Origin of the sequence: Pseudomonas sp. Os17 (assembly GCF_001547895.1) — a bacterium.
Classification (GTDB): domain Bacteria; phylum Pseudomonadota; class Gammaproteobacteria; order Pseudomonadales; family Pseudomonadaceae; genus Aquipseudomonas.
The window spans coordinates 1,053,702-1,070,712 of sequence record NZ_AP014627.1 but is presented as its reverse complement, the minus strand read 5'-3'; the positions used below and the strand labels follow the sequence as shown (position 1 = coordinate 1,070,712).

Below are 17,011 nucleotides of genomic sequence, written 5' to 3'. Positions count from 1 at the left end.
GGTATAGTTTTCCCACTACCCGCGACGCGAGCCCTCCATGAACGCCTCCCCCGCCCCGATCCTGATCACTGGCGCCAGCCAGCGTGTCGGCCTGCATTGCGCCCTGCGCTTGCTCGAAGACGGACAGCCGGTGATCGTCACTTACCGCAGCCTGCGCCCAGGCCTTGAAACCCTGCATGAAAAAGGCGCGACCCTGCTGTTCGCCGACCTGTCCAGCGAGGCCGGAATCCTGGCCTTGATCAGCGAGCTGAAAACCCAAACCGACCGCCTGCGGGCCATCGTCCACAACGCCTCGGAGTGGCTGGAAGAAAGCCCGGGCGAGGAAAGCGCCGCCTTTACCCGGATGTTCAGCGTGCACATGCTCGCGCCCTACCTGATCAACCTGCACTGCGCGGAGTTGCTGCAGCGCTCGAGCCCCGCGGACATCATCCACATCAGCGACGACGTGACCCGCAAAGGCAGCAGCAAGCACATTGCCTACTGCGCCAGCAAAGCCGGGCTGGACAGCCTGACCCTGTCCTTCGCGGCGAAATACGCCCCGACAATCAAGGTCAACGGCATTGCTCCGGCCCTGCTATTGTTCAATCCCGACGACGACGCGGCGTACCGCGCCAAGACCCTGGCCAAATCCGCGCTGGGCATCGAACCCGGCAGCGAAGTGATCTACCAGAGCCTGCGCTACCTGCTGGACAACCCCTATGTCACCGGCACCACCCTGACCGTCAACGGCGGGCGACACATCAAGTAAGCCGGCCCCGCGAGGACCATGCATGAGCCTTTCCCTGCCCCAGCATTACCGCGAGATCCTCAAGGATCTGGGCGAAGACCCCGAGCGCGAAGGTTTGCTCGACACCCCCAAGCGCGCAGCCAAAGCCATGCAGTACCTGTGTCACGGCTACAGCCAGTCGCTGGAGGAGATCGTCAACGGCGCGCTGTTCGCCTCCGACAGCGATGAAATGGTGATAGTCGCCGACATCGAACTGTATTCGCTGTGCGAACATCACCTGCTGCCCTTCATCGGCAAGGCCCATGTGGCTTATATTCCCACCGGCAAGGTGCTGGGGCTGTCGAAGATCGCCCGCATCGTCGATATGTTCGCCAGGCGCCTGCAGATCCAGGAAAATCTCACCCGGGAAATCGCCGACGCGCTGCAGAGCGTGACCCAGGCCGCCGGCGTCGCGGTGGTGATCGAGGCCAAGCACATGTGCATGATGATGCGCGGCGTCGAGAAACAGAATTCCACCATGCACACCTCGGTGATGCTCGGCGCCTTCCGCGATTCGAGCACCACTCGCCAGGAATTCCTGCAATTGATTGGACGGAGCAAGTAGCAATGCCACAACTTCAGCCAGGAATGGCTCGTATCCGAGTCAAGGACCTGCTCCTGCGGACCTACATCGGAATCAACGAGGAAGAAATCCTCAACAAGCAGGATGTGCTGATCAACCTGACCATCCTGTACCCCGCCCAGGAGGCGGTGCGTGACAACGATATCGATCATGCGCTGAACTATCGCACCATCACCAAGGCGATCATCGCTCACGTCGAAGGCAATCGCTTCGCCCTGCTGGAGCGCCTGACCCAGGAACTGCTGGACCTGGTGATGAGCAACGACTCGGTGCACTACGCCGAGGTCGAGGTCGACAAGCCCCACGCCCTGCGCTTTGCCGAATCGGTGTCGATCACATTGGCCGCAAGTCGCTAGCGCCAAGCGGCCGGTCAAGGCGATTGGGCTTTGACTGGCCGCCGGCAGCTTGTAGCTTGCAGCTGTTCCCATCCTTCTACGTGCAGTGAGTCTTATGTCCCCTCAACAACGCCTGGAACTGGAAGCCGCGGCCTTTCGCCGCCTGGTGGCCCACCTGGACAACCGCAAGGACGTGCAGAACATCGACCTGATGAACCTGGCCGGGTTCTGCCGTAACTGCCTGTCCAAGTGGTACAAGGCCGAGGCCGATGAACGCCAGATCGAGGTCAGCCTCGATGAGGCCCGTGAAGTGGTGTACGGCATGCCCTACGCCGAATGGAAAAATCTCTACCAGAAAGAAGCCAGCGCCGAGCAGCAAGCGGCGTTCGCCAAAGGAAAGCCCCATGACTGACCTGAACACCCTGCGCGCCAGCCTGAACAGCGGCGAACATGCTTTTGCCGACACCCTGGCCTTTGTCGCCGCCGGTTACCACTACCAGCCCCAGGCGTTCAACAACGGCGGCGTGGAAAACGCTGCCGGACAGAATGAAGGCTCGTGCAAGACCCTGGGCCTGGCCCTGCTGGAAGGCCTGAGCGACAACGAGGCCCTGCTGGCCTTTGGCGAACACTACCGCTCGGTACTGGCCACTCCCGAAGGCACTGATCACGGCAACATCCGCGCCCTGATCGCCCACGGCCTGGCCGGGGTGAAGTTCGCCGCCCAGCCGCTGACCCGCCGCTGATCCGGAGCCTGTAGCAGCCGGCTTGCCAGCGAAGGCGACAGCCTCGCCACTGACAAACCGGCTCCGACAGTGCAACCCCCATAAAAAACCGGCTTGCGCCGGTTTTTTTATTGCCTGGAAATCAGTGTGCCGCGTTCTGCAGGCCGTCCAGGTAACGCTCGGTGTCCAGTGCTGCCATGCAGCCGGCGCCGGCCGAGGTGATGGCCTGACGGTACACGTGGTCGGCCACGTCACCGGCGGCAAAGATGCCTTCGACGCTGGTCGCGGTAGCGTTGCCGTCACGGCCGCCCTGCACCACCAGGTAACCGTCCTTGAGGGTCAGTTGGCCTTCGAACAGCGAGGTGTTCGGGGTGTGGCCGATGGCGATGAACACGCCGTCGACTTTCAGTTCGTCGAAGCTGCCGTCGTTGTTCTTCAGGCGCGCACCGGTCACACCCATGTTGTCGCCCAGGACTTCGTCGAGGTTGGCATTGAGCTTGAGGATGATCTTGCCTTCGGCCACACGGGCGTTGAGCTTGTCGATCAGGATCTTCTCGGCGCGGAAGGTTTCGCGACGGTGGATCAGGGTCACGGTGCTGGCGATGTTGGCCAGGTACAGGGCCTCTTCAACCGCAGTGTTGCCACCGCCGACCACGGCCACCGGCTTGTTGCGATAGAAGAAGCCGTCGCAAGTGGCGCAAGCGGAAACGCCCTTGCCCATGAAGGCTTCTTCCGAAGGCAGGCCCAGGTAACGGGCGCTGGCACCGGTGGCGATGATCAGGGCATCGCAGGTGTAGGTCGCGCTGTCGCCGGTCAGGGTGTAAGGCTTGGCGGCAAAATCCACGGCGTTGATGTGATCGAAGACGATTTCGGTTTCGAAACGTTCGGCGTGCTCGCGCATCCGCTCCATCAGCGCAGGGCCGGTCAGGCCGTGCACGTCGCCAGGCCAGTTGTCGACTTCAGTGGTGGTGGTCAGTTGGCCGCCGGCCTGCATGCCGGTGATCAGCAGCGGCTTCAGGTTGGCCCGGGCGGCATAGACGGCGGCGCTGTAACCGGCAGGGCCGGAACCGAGAATAATCACACGCGAATGACGTACTTCAGACATGACTCACTCCTATCGACCGGCCCAGGTGACCTGGCACGGAACGCCGGATTGCCGGCTGGAATAAAAAAGGACGGCGATACCTTGGGGAAGGCTTTGACTCGTCCGTCCAAAAAATAATGGGTGAAGCGTATAGAGGGGGCGAAGATTAAGGAAATACGGTTTAACAATCCAGCTCATAGGCGGTCTCTATCCTCTGCGGACTCATTTGAAAGGGTCTTTGTTACCGTTGATGTCGAGCTGATCGCACCACTTTCGCCCCCAGGGCAAAGCCGGTAAGGTCGGCGCGTTTTCCATCTGCTCGGAGCGCTCTATGCCCGCCCCCGTACTGTCCGGACCGCAATACCTGCGTGAAGGCCTGAAGCTGGTCCTCAGCCCTGGCCTGCGCCTGTTCGTGCTCCTGCCCCTGGCGATCAACCTGATACTGTTCGTCGGATTGATCTATTTCGCCGGCCACCAGTTCAGCCTGTGGATCGACAGCCTGATGCCGACCCTGCCGGACTGGCTGAGCTTTCTCAGCTACATCCTGTGGCCACTGTTCATGGTGCTGGTGGCGCTGATGGTGTTTTTCACCTTCACCATGCTGGCCAACATCATCGCCGCGCCCTTCAACGGCTTTCTATCGGAAAAGGTCGAAACCGTGGTCCGCGGCACCGATGATTTCCCCGCCTTCAGCTGGGGCGAGCTGATCGCCATGATCCCCCGCACCCTGTCCCGGGAAATGCGCAAGCTCGGCTACTTCCTGCCCCGGGCCATCGGCCTGTTCATCCTCTCGCTGATCCCGGTGATCAACCTGGTGGCCGCGCCCCTGTGGCTGCTGTTCGGCATCTGGATGATGGCTATCCAGTACATCGACTACCCGGCGGACAACCACAAGATGAGCTGGCAGGACATGCTCGCCTGGCTGCGGCAGAAGCGCTGGCAGAGCCTGGGCTTTGGCGGCATCGTCTACCTGGCGCTGATGATCCCCTTCGTCAACATCCTGATGATGCCGGCCGCCGTGGCCGGAGCGACGCTGTTCTGGGTGCGCGAACGCGGGGTGGAGAACCCGCCGGGCAAATAGGCTGCCGGCGTCATAAATCCATCATCCGCACGTCACAATGGCGACATGGCCTCAGTCGACACTGAGGCCATGACGACCGCTCTGCATATCACCCTCATCACTGAAACCTTCCCGCCGGAAATCAATGGCGTGGCCAATACCCTTGGCCGCCTGTGCGATGGCCTGCGCGCCCGCGGGCATCAGGTGGAGCTGGTGCGCCCGCGCCAGGGCTGCGACCAGAGTCGGCCCAGCGATGAAGCGCTGCTGCTGTGCCGCGGCTGGCCGCTACCGGGCTATCCGGGGCTGCAATGGGGTCAGTCGTCGATGCACAAACTGCTGCGGCGCTGGAAACGCCAGCGCCCGGACGTGCTCTACATTGCCACCGAAGGTCCCCTGGGACTGTCTGCACTGCGGGCCGCCCAGCGCCTGGGGATCTCGGTGGTCAGCGGCTTCCATACCAACTTCCAGCAGTACTCCAGCCAATACGGCCTGGGTTTGCTGACTCGCCTGCTGACCCACTACCTGCGCTGGTTCCACAACCGCTCGAAGCTGACCCTGGTGCCCAGTGTCAGCCAGCGCCTGGAGCTGGAGCGCCGCCACTTCGAACGCCTGGCCCTGCTGTCCCGAGGCGTCGACAGCCAGTTGTTCCATCCGGCCAAGCGGCTCAATGAGCTGCGCAGCCATTGGGGCCTGGGCAACGACGACCTGGCGGTGATCCATGTCGGGCGCCTGGCGCCGGAGAAGAATCTCGGGCTGCTCAAGCGCTGCTTCGAACAGCTCAAGGCCAGTTATCCACAGCGTCGGATGAAGTTGATCGTGGTGGGTGACGGCCCACAACGTGCCGCCCTGGAAAAAAACCTGCCCGAAGCCCTGTTCTGCGGCAGCCAGCGCGGCGAGGCACTGGCGGCCCATTACGCCTCGGGGGATGTGTTCCTGTTTCCCAGCCTGACCGAAACCTTCGGCAATGTGGTGCTTGAAGCCCTGGCGTCCGGCTTGGCGGTGGTGGCTTACGATCAGGCCGCGGCAGCCCAGCATATCCGCCATGGCTACAACGGCGTGCTGGCCATGCCCGGGGATGAAGGCGCGTTCTGTGAGGCTACCGGCTGGCTGCTGGAGGAAGCCGAAACCCTGCGCCGGGTACGTCTCAATGCCCGGCAACACGCCAGCCGCCAAGGGTGGCCCGCCGTGATCGAACAGTTTGAAGATCAGTTGCGCAATGCCTGCCAGCCGGCTCCAGCCGGAGACTACGAGGCAATGATCGAAGCGGCGCTGCAAAAAACGCCAGGTACGGTCAAGACACTCCAGGCGGTGAGAGGGCTGCCCCCCTCGCCGCCCGGAGCCGGACGTTAGACCAGGGTCATCAGGGCTTCGCGGCTGAACGGCAGAATGTCCTGCTCACGGCCTTCACGGACTTTCTGCGCCCAATCCGGATCCACCAGCAGGGCCCGGCCCACGGCCACCAGATCGAACTCGTCGTTGTTCAGGCGCTGCAGCAGGTTTTCCAGGCTGGCCGGCTGCGCCACCTTGTCGGTGTTGACCATGAACTGCAGGAACTCGCCGTCCAGGCCGACGCTGCCCACGGTGATGGTCGGCTTGCCGGTGAGCTTGCGGGTCCAGCCGGCCAGGTTCAGGTCCGAACCTTCGAACTCCGGCTCCCAGAAGCGCCGGGTCGAGCAGTGGAAGATATCCACACCGGCATCCGCCAGCGGCTTGAGGAATGCGCCCAGGGCTTGCGGAGTCTGTACCAGGCGAGCGCTGTAGTCCTGCTGCTTCCATTGGGAAAAGCGCAGGATGATCGGGAATTCCGGGCCGACGGCGGCACGCACGGCCTGGATCAGCTCGATGGCGAAACGCGAACGCTGGGCCAGGTCGCCGCCATATTCATCGGTGCGCTGGTTGCTGCCTTCCCAGAAGAACTGGTCCACCAGATAACCGTGGGCGCCGTGGATTTCCACGCCGTCCATGCCGATGCTCTGGGCATCCTTGGCGGCCTGGGCGAAGGCTGCGATCACCTCCCGGATGTCCTCGTGGGTCATGCCATGCACCACCACCTTGCCATCCTTGAGCTTCTCACTGGGGCCGTAGCCGGGCACGCTGGCATCCGGCTCGGTGCCCAGGCGCCGCACATTGCCCACATGCCACAGCTGCGGGACGATCTTGCCGCCCTCGGCATGAACCGCGTCCACCACCTTCTTCCAGCCGGCCAGGGCCGCTTCGCCATAAAACTGCGGCACGTTGGGGTAACCGTTGGCGGCCTTGTGTCCGACCGTGGTGCCCTCGGTGATGATCAGGCCCACGCCGGCGGCGGCACGGCGCCGGTAATACTCGATGACCTTGGCGTTGGGCACCCCACCCGGGGAAAACGAGCGGGTCATGGGCGCCATCACCACGCGGGTCGGCAGCTCCAGCGCGCCGAGTTGAAAGGGTTTGAACAAGGCTTGAACAGGCATGCTGCACTCCGACAAAAAGGCTTGAGTCGATATTCGACGCACAAGACTGCGCCGGGTACCGGCCCCGGCGCACTTATGATGGGGATAATATTCATCCCCCAAAGCCCTGCACAGCATTATTGATTTAAGTGATTTAGATGCAAAAACGCCGCATGAGAGCGGCGCGAGGCAGGCAATAACAATGGGCCGGGCGGGTGCACCCGGCTGGCCGCCTCAGCTCAAGGCCTTCTCGATAGCCTGGACCACGGTGGGATCATCCGGCGCGGTGCGTGGCGAGAAGCGCGCCAGAACCCGGCCATCCTTGCCCAGGAGGAATTTTTCGAAGTTCCAGGTGATGTCCCCCGGAAACTCGGCCCCCTCGCCCGCCAGCAAACGGTACAGCTGATGCCGCTCGGGACCGTTGACCTCGAGCTTGCTGCTCAGGGGAAAGGTCACCCCGTAGTTGAGGCTGCAAAACTCCTGGATCTGCTGCTCGGTGCCCGGCTCCTGCCCGGCGAACTGATTGCAGGGCAGGCCCAGTACGCTGAACCCCTGGCCCTTGTATTGCTGGTAGAGATTTTCCAACGCCGCATATTGTGGTGTCAGACCACATTTGGAGGCGACGTTGACCACCAGCACGACTTGCCCCTTGAAGGGCGCGAGCGGCAGCTCCTGACCATCCAGGGCTTTCAATTTAAGGTCGTGAAAAGCACTCATGACGAACTCCAAATTCCTGTGTTCTTACAGAAAACAGCCTCTCGACAGTACAGCCAAAAGCCGCGGACTAAAAAGGCGCCCTCGCAGGCTGTGTGAAAACGTCGCGAGTGCAGGCAAGACAAGGCAAAAACAGGCGAGGAAGCGGAGTTTAGGAGCCCAAATGAGCATTCCGAGCCTGTTTTTAACGCAGTATTGCCAAACGCAGTAGTTTTCACACAGCCTGCTCGGGCGCCTCTCCAGCACGCTTGAGCTTAGCGCAGAAAATCAGTGGTGATGGCCACCTTCGCCATGGACGTGGCCATGAGCGATTTCTTCCTGGCTGGCATCACGGATGGCAACGATCTTGACCTGGAAGTTCAGGCGCTGACCGGCCAGCGGGTGGTTGCCGTCGACGGTCACGTCGTCGCCGTCCAGGTCACGGATGGTCACGATCTGCATCTGGCCGTCCGGAGCGGATGCGTGGAACTGCATGCCCACTTCCAGCTCGTCGACACCTTCGAACATGCTGCGGCTCAGGGTGCTGACCAGTTCGGCAGCGTATTCGCCGTAGGCATCTTCAGGTTCTACGGAAACGTTCAGCTCGTCACCGACTTGCTTGCCTTCCAGAGCCTTTTCCAGACCAGGAATGATGTTACCTGCGCCTTGCAGGTAAACCAGCGGGGCGCCGCCGGCAGAGCTGTCGATGACCTCACCAGCGTCATTGGTGAGGGTATAGTCGATGGAGACAGCCTTATTGGCGGCGATCAGCATGGGGCGGGACCTTTTGCATAAGAATGAAGAGCGTCGAAGTTTAGCGAAGCAATCGCTCGAAAGCGAACGGAACCCGGACCAACGGAACGGGAAAAGCCGGCCGACAATTCGTGGATTTCATCAGGATGAAGACGGCCACTGGGTGGTGGAGCTGTCCTGCGGCCATACCCAGCACCTGCGCCACCAGCCCCCCTGGCAATCCCGGGCCTGGGTCCTGGACCCACAGCGGCGGGCAGAAAAAATAGGCAAGCCCTTTGACTGTGGCTGGTGTGCTCAGCCCCCGGGAAGCGATAACCTTAGCGCCTGACGATTCGGCAGACGGCCTTAGACCGTCGCCCTTGCCATGCACCTTCCGAGAATTCGCATGCAAACTTTTTTTATCGCGCCCACCGATTTTGGTGTGGGTCTGACCTCCATCAGCCTCGGGCTGGTGCGTACCCTGGAACGGGCCGGCCTCAAGGTCGGCTTTTTCAAACCCATTGCCCAGCCTCATCCGGGCGATACCGGTCCCGAGCGCTCCACCGAGCTGGTGGCCCGCACCCACGGTCTGAAACCGCCACAACCCCTGGGCCTGGCCCATGTCGAGCGGATGCTCGGCGACGGTCAGCTGGATGAGCTGCTGGAGGAAATCATCACCCTCTACCAGCAAGCCGCCATCGGCAAGGACGTGCTGATCGTCGAAGGCATGGTGCCGACCCGCAGCGCCAGCTACGCCGCCCGGGTCAACCTGCACCTGGCGAAAAGCCTGGATGCCGAGGTGATCCTGGTGTCCGCCCCGGAAAACGAAGTGCTCACCGAACTGTCCGGCCGGGTCGAGCTGCAGGCACAGTTGTTCGGCGGCCCGCGGGACCCGAAAGTGCTGGGTGTGATCCTCAACAAGGTGCGCACCGATGAAAGCATGGAGGCCTTCTCCGCACGCTTGAAGGAGCATTCGCCATTGCTGCGCAGCGGCGACTTCCGCCTGCTGGGGTGCATTCCCTTCCAGCCGGAACTCAACGCCCCACGCACCCGCGACGTAGCGGAGCTGATGGGAGCCCAGGTGCTCAACGCCGGCGACTACGAAAGCCGGCGCATGACCAAGATCATCATTTGCGCCCGCACCATGCGCAACACCGTGGAGCTGCTCAAGCCCGGCGTGCTGGTGGTGACGCCGGGGGACCGCGATGACATCATCCTCGCCGTGAGCCTGGCGGCGATCAACGGCGTGCCCCTGGCCGGCCTGCTGCTGACCAGCGACACCCTGCCCGACCCGCGGATCATGGAGCTGTGCCGTGGCGCCCTGAACGCCGGCCTGCCGGTGCTGTCGGTCAGCACCGGGTCCTACGACACCGCCAACCAGCTCAATGGCCTGAACAAGGAAATCCCCATCGATGACCGCGAGCGCGCGGAAATCATCACCGACTTCGTCGCCAGCCACCTGGACGCCAACTGGCTGCACCAGCGCTGCGGCACCCCGCGGGAAATGCGCCTGTCGCCGGCCGTGTTCCGCTACCAGTTGATCCAGCGAGCCCAGCAGGCCAACAAACGCATCGTCCTGCCCGAAGGCAGCGAGCCGCTGACCGTACAGGCCGCCGCCATCTGCCAGGCCCGTGGCATTGCCCGTTGTGTGCTGCTGGCCAAGCCGGAGGAAGTTCATGCGGTGGCCCGGGCCCAGGGCATCGAGTTGCCCGAAGGCCTGGAGATTCTCGACCCGGACCTGATCCGCGAGCGCTACGTGGAGCCCATGGTTGCCCTGCGCAAGAGCAAGAGCCTCAACGCGCCCATGGCCGAGCAGCAACTGGAAGACCCGGTGGTGATCGGCACCGTGATGCTGGCCCTGGATGAAGTGGACGGCCTGGTATCCGGGGTGATCCACTCCACCGCCAACACCATCCGTCCGGCCCTGCAACTGATCAAGACCGCCCCGGGCTGCACCCTGGTGTCTTCGGTGTTCTTCATGCTGTTCCCCGAGCAGGTGCTGGTCTACGGCGACTGCGTGATGAACCCGCACCCCAGCGCCAGCGAGCTGGCGGAAATCGCCTTGCAGAGCGCCGATTCGGCGGCGGCCTTCGGCATCACCCCACGGGTGGCAATGATCAGCTACTCCAGCGGCGATTCGGCCAGCGGCGAAGAAGTGGAGAAAGTCCGCGAGGCGACCCTGCTGGCCCACGAAGCCCAGCGCTCACTGCTGATCGACGGCCCGCTGCAATACGACGCCGCGGCCAACGAGAACGTCGCCCGACAACTGGCGCCCAACAGCCAGGTGGCGGGCAAAGCCACGGTGTTCGTGTTCCCAGACCTGAACACCGGCAACACCACCCACAAGGCCGTGCAGCGCAGCGCCGATTGCGTGAGCCTGGGCCCGATGCTGCAAGGCCTGCGCAAACCCGTGAACGACCTGCCCCGGGGCGCCCAGGTGGACGACATCGTCTACACCATCGCCCTGACCGCGATTCAAGCCGCCAACCGACCCATGGATGTCTAAATGCTGGAATTTCTACCTGCCGTCGTGCGCGGGATCATTGCCTCGATCCTGCTGGCGCTGAACACCATCCTGCTGTGCTCGTTCCTGTTCTGCGTGGCGATCTGCAAGGCCCTGCCCTTCGCCCTCACCCAGCGCTTGACTCACTGGCTGATGAACCACACCCACGAAGCCTGGATCAGCAACAACAAGGCCTGGATGCAGCTGGTGTGCCGCACCCGCTGGCATGTGCAGGACCTGCAAGGCCTGGATTACCAGCACTCCTACCTGGTCACCAGCAACCACCAGAGCTGGGTCGACATCATGGTCCTGCAGTACGTGTTCAACCGGCGCATTCGCCCGTTGAAGTTCTTCCTCAAGCAGGAGTTGATCTGGGTGCCGGTGATTGGCCTCGCCTGGTGGGCTCTGGGCTTCCCGTTCATGAAGCGCTACTCCAAGGCCTACCTGGAAAAGCATCCGGAGAAGAAAGGCAAGGACCTGGAAACCACCCGCAAGACCTGCGCGAAGTTTCGCAACAACCCGGTGGGCATCTTCAACTTCGTCGAAGGCACGCGCTTTACCGACGCCAAGCACGCCCAGCAGCAATCACCGTTTCGCTACCTGCTCAAGCCCAAGGCCGGTGGTATCGCCTTTGTGTTGGACGCCATGGGCGAGCAACTGCAATCGATCATCGATGTGACCCTGCACTACCCCGCTGGCCGGCCCGGTTTCTGGGACCTGTTGTGCGGCAGGGTCAAGGATGTGGTGGTGCGCTTTGAAGAGGTACGGATTCCGCCGCAGTTCATTGGCAAGAACTACGAACAGGACACGGCCTATCGCCAGGAATTCCAGGGCTGGATCAACCAGCAGTGGCTGGCCAAGGATGCGCTGCTGGAAGTGCTGCATCGAGAGTATCCGGCAAAACCCTGAGGGCCTCTTCGCTGGCAAGCCAGCTCCTACGGAGCTGTACCGTCCTGGCCGGGGAAGGCTAATTCAAGCGCACAAAAAAGCCCGCAGCCGATCACTCGACTGCGGGCTTTTGGCTACGGCTTAGATCGCGCCGCGGCTGCGCAGCAGGTCCAGCACCTGCTTGACGCTCTCTTCCACCGACAGCGCCTGGGTGTCGATCACCAGATCGGCATTGAGCGGCACGTCGTAAGGGAAGGATTCGCCCGGGATGTTATCCCCACCCGCCGCGTACAGGCCTTGCGGATCACGCTCGGCGCACACCGCAGGCGATGCCTGGACATACACCGTCAGCAGACGCTCCTTGCCGATCAGGTCCTTGGCCTGCTCGCGCCCTTCGGCACTCGGTGCCACGAACGCGGCCAGGGTCAGCAGGCCGGCTTCGTTGAACTGACGGGCGACGTGGGCCGCACGGCGCCAGTTCTCGGTCCGCCCGGCACGGTCCTGGGGCAGGCCCTTGTTCAGGTCGTGCCGCAGGTTCTGGCCATCGAGCACGTACACCGCACGGCCCATATCGAACAGCTTGCGCTCCACGGCGTAGGCCAGGGTGCTCTTGCCGGCGCCCGACAGGCCGCTGAACAGCACGGTGGCCGGTTGCTGGCCGAAGCGCTGGGCACGCTCTTCGGTGGCCACATGAGCCAGCTTGCCATGGTGGGTGGCGCTGCCATGGGCCACCGGCTGGGCGATGATCATGCCGGCGCCGACGGTGCCGTTGGTCAAGCGGTCGATGACGATGAAAGCGCCGGTGGTGCGGTTGCTTTCGTAGCCATCCAGGGCGATCGGTGCATCGAGGCTGATCTTGACCTTGCCGATCTCGTTCAGTTGCAGCGCGCTGGCCGCGCCCTCTTCCAGGGTGTTCACATCCACCTTGTGGTTGATGCTGGCGATCGAGCCCGGCACGTAGCTGGTCGCACGCTTGATGTCGTATTTCTTGCCCGGCAGCATCGGCTCTTCGGCCATCCACACCAGCATGGCTTCGAAGCTGTCGGTGACCGGCGGCACGTTGTCGGCATGCACCAGCAGGTCGCCGCGGGAGATGTCGATCTCGTCTTCCATGGTCAGGGTCACGGCCTGGCCAGGACCGGCCTGCTCCAGCTCGCCCTCGAAGGTGACGATGGACTTGACCCGGCTGCTCTTGCCCGACGGCAGCACCACGACTTCGTCACCCTTGTGCACGATGCCGCTGGCCAGGGTGCCGGCAAAACCACGGAAGTTCAGGTTCGGACGGTTGACGTATTGCACCGGGAAACGCAGGTCGGTGAAGTTGCGGTCACCGGCCACTTCCACGGTTTCGAGGATTTCCATCAGCGACTGCCCGGTGTACCAGGGCGAACGCTCGCTCTTGTTCACCACGTTGTCGCCCTTGAGCGCCGACATCGGCACGAAGTGCAGGCTGGTGGGCTGCAACTTCAGGCCCTGGGCAAACTTCAGGTAGTCGGCCTTGATCGACTCGAACACGCCTTCATCGAAGTTCTTGAGGTCCATCTTGTTGATGGCGACGACGATGTGCTTGATGCCCAGCAGCGAGGCGATGAAGCTGTGACGACGGGTCTGGGTCTGCACACCGTAGCGGGCATCCACCAGGATGATCGCCAGGTCACAGGTGGAAGCACCGGTGGCCATGTTACGGGTGTACTGCTCATGGCCTGGGGTGTCGGCGATGATGAACTTGCGTTTGGCGGTGGAGAAATAGCGATAGGCGACATCGATGGTGATGCCCTGCTCGCGCTCGGCCTGCAGGCCATCGACCAGCAACGCCAGGTCGATGTCGTCACCGGTGGTGCCGACCTTCTTCGAATCCCGGGTGATGGCTTCCAGATGGTCTTCGTAGATCATCTTCGAGTCGTGCAGCAGGCGCCCGATCAGGGTGCTCTTGCCGTCGTCGACGTTGCCGCAGGTGAGAAAGCGCAGCAGCTCTTTGCGTTCGTGCTGGCCCAGGTACGCGAGGATGTCCTCGCTGATCAAATCAGATTGATGCGACATGACAGCCCCTTAGAAATAACCTTGACGTTTCTTGTCTTCCATCGAGCCGGCGCCATCGTGGTCGATGACCCGGCCCTGGCGCTCGGAAGTTCGCGTCAGGAGCATTTCCTGGATGATGTCCGTCAGGCTCTCGGCCTCGGACTCCACCGCGCCCGTCAACGGGTAGCAGCCAAGGGTACGGAAACGCACTTTCTTCTTGACGATGCGGGCTTTCTCTTCATCGGACAGATGCTCGAGGATGCGCTCGTCATCGATCATGATCAGGGTGCCGTTCTTCTCGATCACTTCACGCTCGGCGGCGAAGTACAGCGGCACGATCGGGATGCCTTCCAGGTAGATGTACTGCCAGATGTCCAGCTCGGTCCAGTTGGACAGCGGGAACACGCGGATCGACTCGCCCTTGTTGACCTTGCCGTTGTAGACGTTCCACAGCTCGGGACGCTGGTTCTTCGGGTCCCAGCGGTGCTTGCTGTCGCGGAACGAGTAGACGCGCTCCTTGGCGCGGGACTTCTCTTCATCGCGGCGGGCACCGCCGAACGCGGCGTCGAAACCGTATTTGTCCAGGGCCTGCTTGAGGCCCTCGGTCTTCATGATGTCGGTGTGCTTGGCACTGCCGTGGGTGAACGGATTGATGCCCTGGGCCACGCCATCCGGGTTGACGTGGGTGATCAGGTCCAGGCCCAGTTCTTCGACCATGCGGTCGCGGAACTTGTACATTTCCTGGAATTTCCACTGGGTATCGACGTGCATCACCGGGAACGGCAGCTTGCCGGGGAAGAACGCCTTGCGGGCCAGATGCAACATCACGGCGGAGTCTTTACCGATGGAGTACAGCATCACCGGGTTGTCGAACTCGGCGGCCACCTCGCGGATGATGTGGATGCTTTCCGCCTCCAGCTGTTTCAGATGCGTCAGTTTGTCGACCATGGCTACTCACGAAAGCTTTCTTATGGACGGCCATCGGGCCGTGTTCGAGCGGGGCATGCTAGCACAGCGACCTGCTTCTAATCAGGGAGCCAACTAGAACGAAACGATATATGAATATGCCGCCCGGTTAGGCAGCTAAATCGCCTGCCCGGGCGGCCCATGCAGGGGTTAGATCGGGTTGGGGCAGTCGATGAACAGGTGCTCCAGGGCAAAGCGCCGGGCCAGATAGTCGCCCAGGGCCTGGACGCCGTAACGCTCGGTGGCGTGGTGGCCGGCGGCGATGAAGCTGATGTCGTTTTCCCGGGCACTGTGGAAGGTCTGCTCCGAGGCCTCGCCGCTCAGGTACAGGTCGACGCCGGCCTGCACCGCCTGATCGATGTAGCCCTGGCCACCCCCGGTGCACCAGCCGACCCGGCGGATCATTTCGCTGCCTTCGATCAGCAGCGGTTCACGGCCCATCGCTTCCTGCACCCGCCGGGCAAAGTCCCGCGCCGTCATGGGTTCGCCCAGGGAACCGACCAGACCGACGACCTTGGGGTTCTCCGGGTCCAATGGGCCTTCCACGGTGATATCCAACTGCCGGGCCAACTGCACGTTGTTGCCCACCTCGGGGTGCAGGTCCAGGGGCAGGTGATAGGCCAACAGGCTGATGTCGTGCTTGAGCAGGGTTTTCAACCTACGCTGCTTCATGCCGGTGATGCAGGGGTTCTCGCCTTTCCAGAAGTAGCCGTGATGCACCAGCACCAGATCGGCCTTGGCCTCCACGGCGGCGTCCAGCAAGGCCTGGCTGGCGGTCACGCCACTGACGATACGCATCACCTGCGGGCGCCCTTCGACCTGCAGGCCATTGGGGCAGTAGTCGGCAATGCGTGAACTGCCCAGATAACGGTCCGCTTCTTCCACCAATGTGCTCAGGGCAACGGCCATAAAAGACTCCTAAATATCCCGTTCAGAGGCGCGCGCGGCCTCGTATAATGCGCGACATTATGGGCCGTGCGCAGCCCTTCGTAACCACCCAGGACTTGCTCAATGCTCAAGGCTCTGCGTTTTTTTGGCTGGCCGCTTCTGGCCGGCGTGCTCATCGCGTTGCTGATTATTCAGCGCTACCCCCAGTGGGTCGGCCTGCCCAGCCTGGACGTCAACCTGCAACAAGCGCCTCAAACCACCAGCACCCGGCAGGGACCGGTGTCCTATGCCGATGCGGTGCTGATTGCCGCGCCTGCGGTGGTCAACCTGTACACCACCAAGGTCATCAACAAACCGGCCCACCCACTGTTTGAAGACCCGCAGTTCCGCCGCTTCTTCGGCGACAACCTGCCCAAGCAGCAGCGCATGGAGTCGAGCCTGGGTTCCGGGGTGATCATGAGCCCCGAAGGTTACCTGCTGACCAACAACCACGTGACCTCCGGCGCCGAACAGATCGTGGTGGCGCTCAAGGATGGGCGGGAAACCCTGGCCCGGGTCATCGGCAGCGATCCGGAAACCGATCTGGCGGTGCTCAAGATCGACCTGAAGAACCTGCCTTCGATCACCGTCGGCCGCTCGGAAAACGTCCGCGTCGGCGACGTCGCCCTGGCCATCGGCAACCCGTTCGGGGTCGGCCAGACCGTGACCATGGGCATCATCAGCGCCACCGGACGCAACCAGCTGGGCCTAAACAACTACGAAGATTTCATCCAGACCGACGCCGCGATCAACCCGGGCAACTCCGGCGGCGCCCTGGTGGACGCCAATGGCAACCTGACCGGGATCAACACCGCGATCTTCTCCAAGTCCGGCGGCTCCCAGGGCATCGGCTTCGCCATTCCGATCAAGCTGGCCATGGAAGTGATGAAGTCGATCATCGAACACGGCCAGGTCATCCGTGGCTGGCTGGGAATCGAAGTGCAACCGCTGACTCAGGAGCTGGCGGAGTCCTTCGGCCTGGCCGGACGTCCCGGGATCGTGGTGGCGGGGATCTTCCGCGATGGCCCGGCACAGAAAGCCGGCATGCAACTGGGTGACGTGATCCTCAGCATCGACGGCGAGCCGGCCGGCGACGGCCGCCGCTCGATGAATCAGGTGGCGCGCATCAAGCCGATGGAAAAAGTCGCCATCCTGGTGATGCGCAATGGCAAGGAACTCAAGCTGACGGCGGAAATCGGCCTGCGTCCGCCACCCGCACCGGTCAAGGAAGAAGACTAAAGCTGGGCCCGGCAATGCCGGGCTAACAGCATACATTCTCATTAGTCATGTTATATTGTTTCAAT

Annotated in this window: 18 protein-coding genes; 11 read left to right on the top strand and 7 right to left on the bottom strand. The window is 62.5% G+C overall.

What is annotated here, in order from left to right; translation table 11 throughout:
• Positions 1-37 precede the first annotated feature (37 nt).
• From folM to POS17_RS04745, 5 genes are all read left to right on the top strand, one after another.
• Positions 38-748: a dihydromonapterin reductase gene (gene folM, locus POS17_RS04765; RefSeq protein ID WP_060837571.1), complete on the top strand. Its 711-nt coding sequence runs from the start codon at positions 38-40 to the stop codon at positions 746-748.
• A 22-nt stretch (positions 749-770) separates the two neighbouring features.
• On the top strand, positions 771-1,331 hold the full coding sequence (gene folE / locus POS17_RS04760; RefSeq protein WP_060837570.1) for a GTP cyclohydrolase I FolE: 561 nt from the start codon (positions 771-773) through the stop codon (positions 1,329-1,331).
• A gap of 2 nt (positions 1,332-1,333) precedes the next feature.
• Positions 1,334-1,705 (top strand): dihydroneopterin triphosphate 2'-epimerase, encoded by a 372-nt coding sequence (gene folX / locus POS17_RS04755; protein WP_060837569.1) that lies wholly within the window; start codon positions 1,334-1,336, stop codon positions 1,703-1,705.
• A 94-nt stretch (positions 1,706-1,799) separates the two neighbouring features.
• A complete protein-coding gene (locus POS17_RS04750) occupies positions 1,800-2,096 on the top strand; it encodes a DUF1244 domain-containing protein (protein ID WP_060837568.1) in 297 nt (98 codons plus the stop codon).
• Entirely contained in the window at positions 2,089-2,427 is a 339-nt protein-coding gene (locus POS17_RS04745; RefSeq protein WP_060837567.1) for a HopJ type III effector protein, read from the top strand. Before POS17_RS04750 ends, POS17_RS04745 begins: the two co-directional genes overlap by 8 nt.
• A gap of 121 nt (positions 2,428-2,548) precedes the next feature.
• Here the strand turns inward: POS17_RS04745 and trxB are convergent, their stop codons facing one another.
• Positions 2,549-3,511 carry a thioredoxin-disulfide reductase gene (gene trxB, locus POS17_RS04740; protein WP_060837566.1) on the bottom strand — a complete coding sequence of 321 codons (963 nt, stop codon included), beginning with the start codon at positions 3,509-3,511 and terminating at the stop codon, positions 2,549-2,551.
• A gap of 310 nt (positions 3,512-3,821) precedes the next feature.
• Between trxB and cysZ the strand changes: the two genes are divergently transcribed.
• Both cysZ and POS17_RS04730 read left to right on the top strand, forming a co-directional pair.
• On the top strand, positions 3,822-4,571 hold the full coding sequence (cysZ, locus tag POS17_RS04735) for a sulfate transporter CysZ (RefSeq protein ID WP_060837565.1): 750 nt from the start codon (positions 3,822-3,824) through the stop codon (positions 4,569-4,571).
• Positions 4,572-4,616: 45 nt separating this feature from the next.
• Entirely contained in the window at positions 4,617-5,900 is a 1,284-nt protein-coding gene (locus POS17_RS04730; RefSeq protein WP_060837564.1) for a glycosyltransferase family 4 protein, read from the top strand.
• On the opposite strand, the gene POS17_RS04725 is transcribed toward POS17_RS04730, so the two are convergent.
• The 3 genes from POS17_RS04725 to POS17_RS04715 all read right to left on the bottom strand — a co-directional run bounded on the left by POS17_RS04725 (position 5,897) and on the right by POS17_RS04715 (position 8,446).
• A complete protein-coding gene (locus POS17_RS04725; RefSeq protein ID WP_060837563.1) occupies positions 5,897-7,000 on the bottom strand; it encodes an NADH:flavin oxidoreductase in 1,104 nt (367 codons plus the stop codon). The genes POS17_RS04730 and POS17_RS04725 overlap by 4 nt on opposite strands.
• Positions 7,001-7,213: 213 nt before the next feature.
• Positions 7,214-7,696, bottom strand: a complete 483-nt coding sequence (locus POS17_RS04720; RefSeq protein WP_016964799.1) for a glutathione peroxidase — start codon at positions 7,694-7,696, stop codon at positions 7,214-7,216.
• Between the two features lie 264 nt (positions 7,697-7,960).
• Positions 7,961-8,446, bottom strand: a complete 486-nt coding sequence (locus POS17_RS04715; protein WP_016964800.1) for an FKBP-type peptidyl-prolyl cis-trans isomerase — start codon at positions 8,444-8,446, stop codon at positions 7,961-7,963.
• Between POS17_RS04715 and POS17_RS30710 the strand changes: the two genes are divergently transcribed.
• The 3 genes from POS17_RS30710 to POS17_RS04705 are packed head-to-tail and all read left to right on the top strand — an operon-like array spanning position 8,415 to position 11,816.
• Positions 8,415-8,753: a DUF3565 domain-containing protein gene (locus tag POS17_RS30710; protein ID WP_082729943.1), complete on the top strand. Its 339-nt coding sequence runs from the start codon at positions 8,415-8,417 to the stop codon at positions 8,751-8,753. The two genes, POS17_RS04715 and POS17_RS30710, sit on opposite strands and share 32 nt — an antisense overlap.
• Positions 8,754-8,810: 57 nt before the next feature.
• Positions 8,811-10,910 carry a phosphate acetyltransferase gene (gene pta / locus POS17_RS04710; protein ID WP_060837562.1) on the top strand — a complete coding sequence of 700 codons (2,100 nt, stop codon included), beginning with the start codon at positions 8,811-8,813 and terminating at the stop codon, positions 10,908-10,910.
• Complete coding sequence (locus POS17_RS04705; protein ID WP_060837561.1) at positions 10,911-11,816, top strand: acyltransferase; 906 nt, start codon at positions 10,911-10,913, stop codon at positions 11,814-11,816.
• A gap of 120 nt (positions 11,817-11,936) precedes the next feature.
• Here POS17_RS04705 and cysN read toward each other — a convergent pair whose 3' ends face one another.
• The 3 genes from cysN to POS17_RS04690 form a co-directional block, all read right to left on the bottom strand.
• On the bottom strand, positions 11,937-13,835 hold the full coding sequence (cysN, locus tag POS17_RS04700; RefSeq protein ID WP_060837560.1) for a sulfate adenylyltransferase subunit CysN: 1,899 nt from the start codon (positions 13,833-13,835) through the stop codon (positions 11,937-11,939).
• Positions 13,836-13,844: 9 nt separating this feature from the next.
• The gene (gene cysD / locus POS17_RS04695) at positions 13,845-14,762 is read right to left on the bottom strand and encodes a sulfate adenylyltransferase subunit CysD (protein WP_060837559.1); all 918 of its coding nucleotides are present in this window, start codon (positions 14,760-14,762) and stop codon (positions 13,845-13,847) included.
• A gap of 168 nt (positions 14,763-14,930) precedes the next feature.
• Entirely contained in the window at positions 14,931-15,689 is a 759-nt protein-coding gene (locus tag POS17_RS04690; RefSeq protein WP_019093347.1) for a Nif3-like dinuclear metal center hexameric protein, read from the bottom strand.
• A 102-nt stretch (positions 15,690-15,791) separates the two neighbouring features.
• Between POS17_RS04690 and algW the strand changes: the two genes are divergently transcribed.
• Positions 15,792-16,946 carry a Do family serine endopeptidase AlgW gene (gene algW, locus POS17_RS04685; RefSeq protein ID WP_060837558.1) on the top strand — a complete coding sequence of 385 codons (1,155 nt, stop codon included), beginning with the start codon at positions 15,792-15,794 and terminating at the stop codon, positions 16,944-16,946.
• Positions 16,947-17,011: the final 65 nt, after the last annotated feature.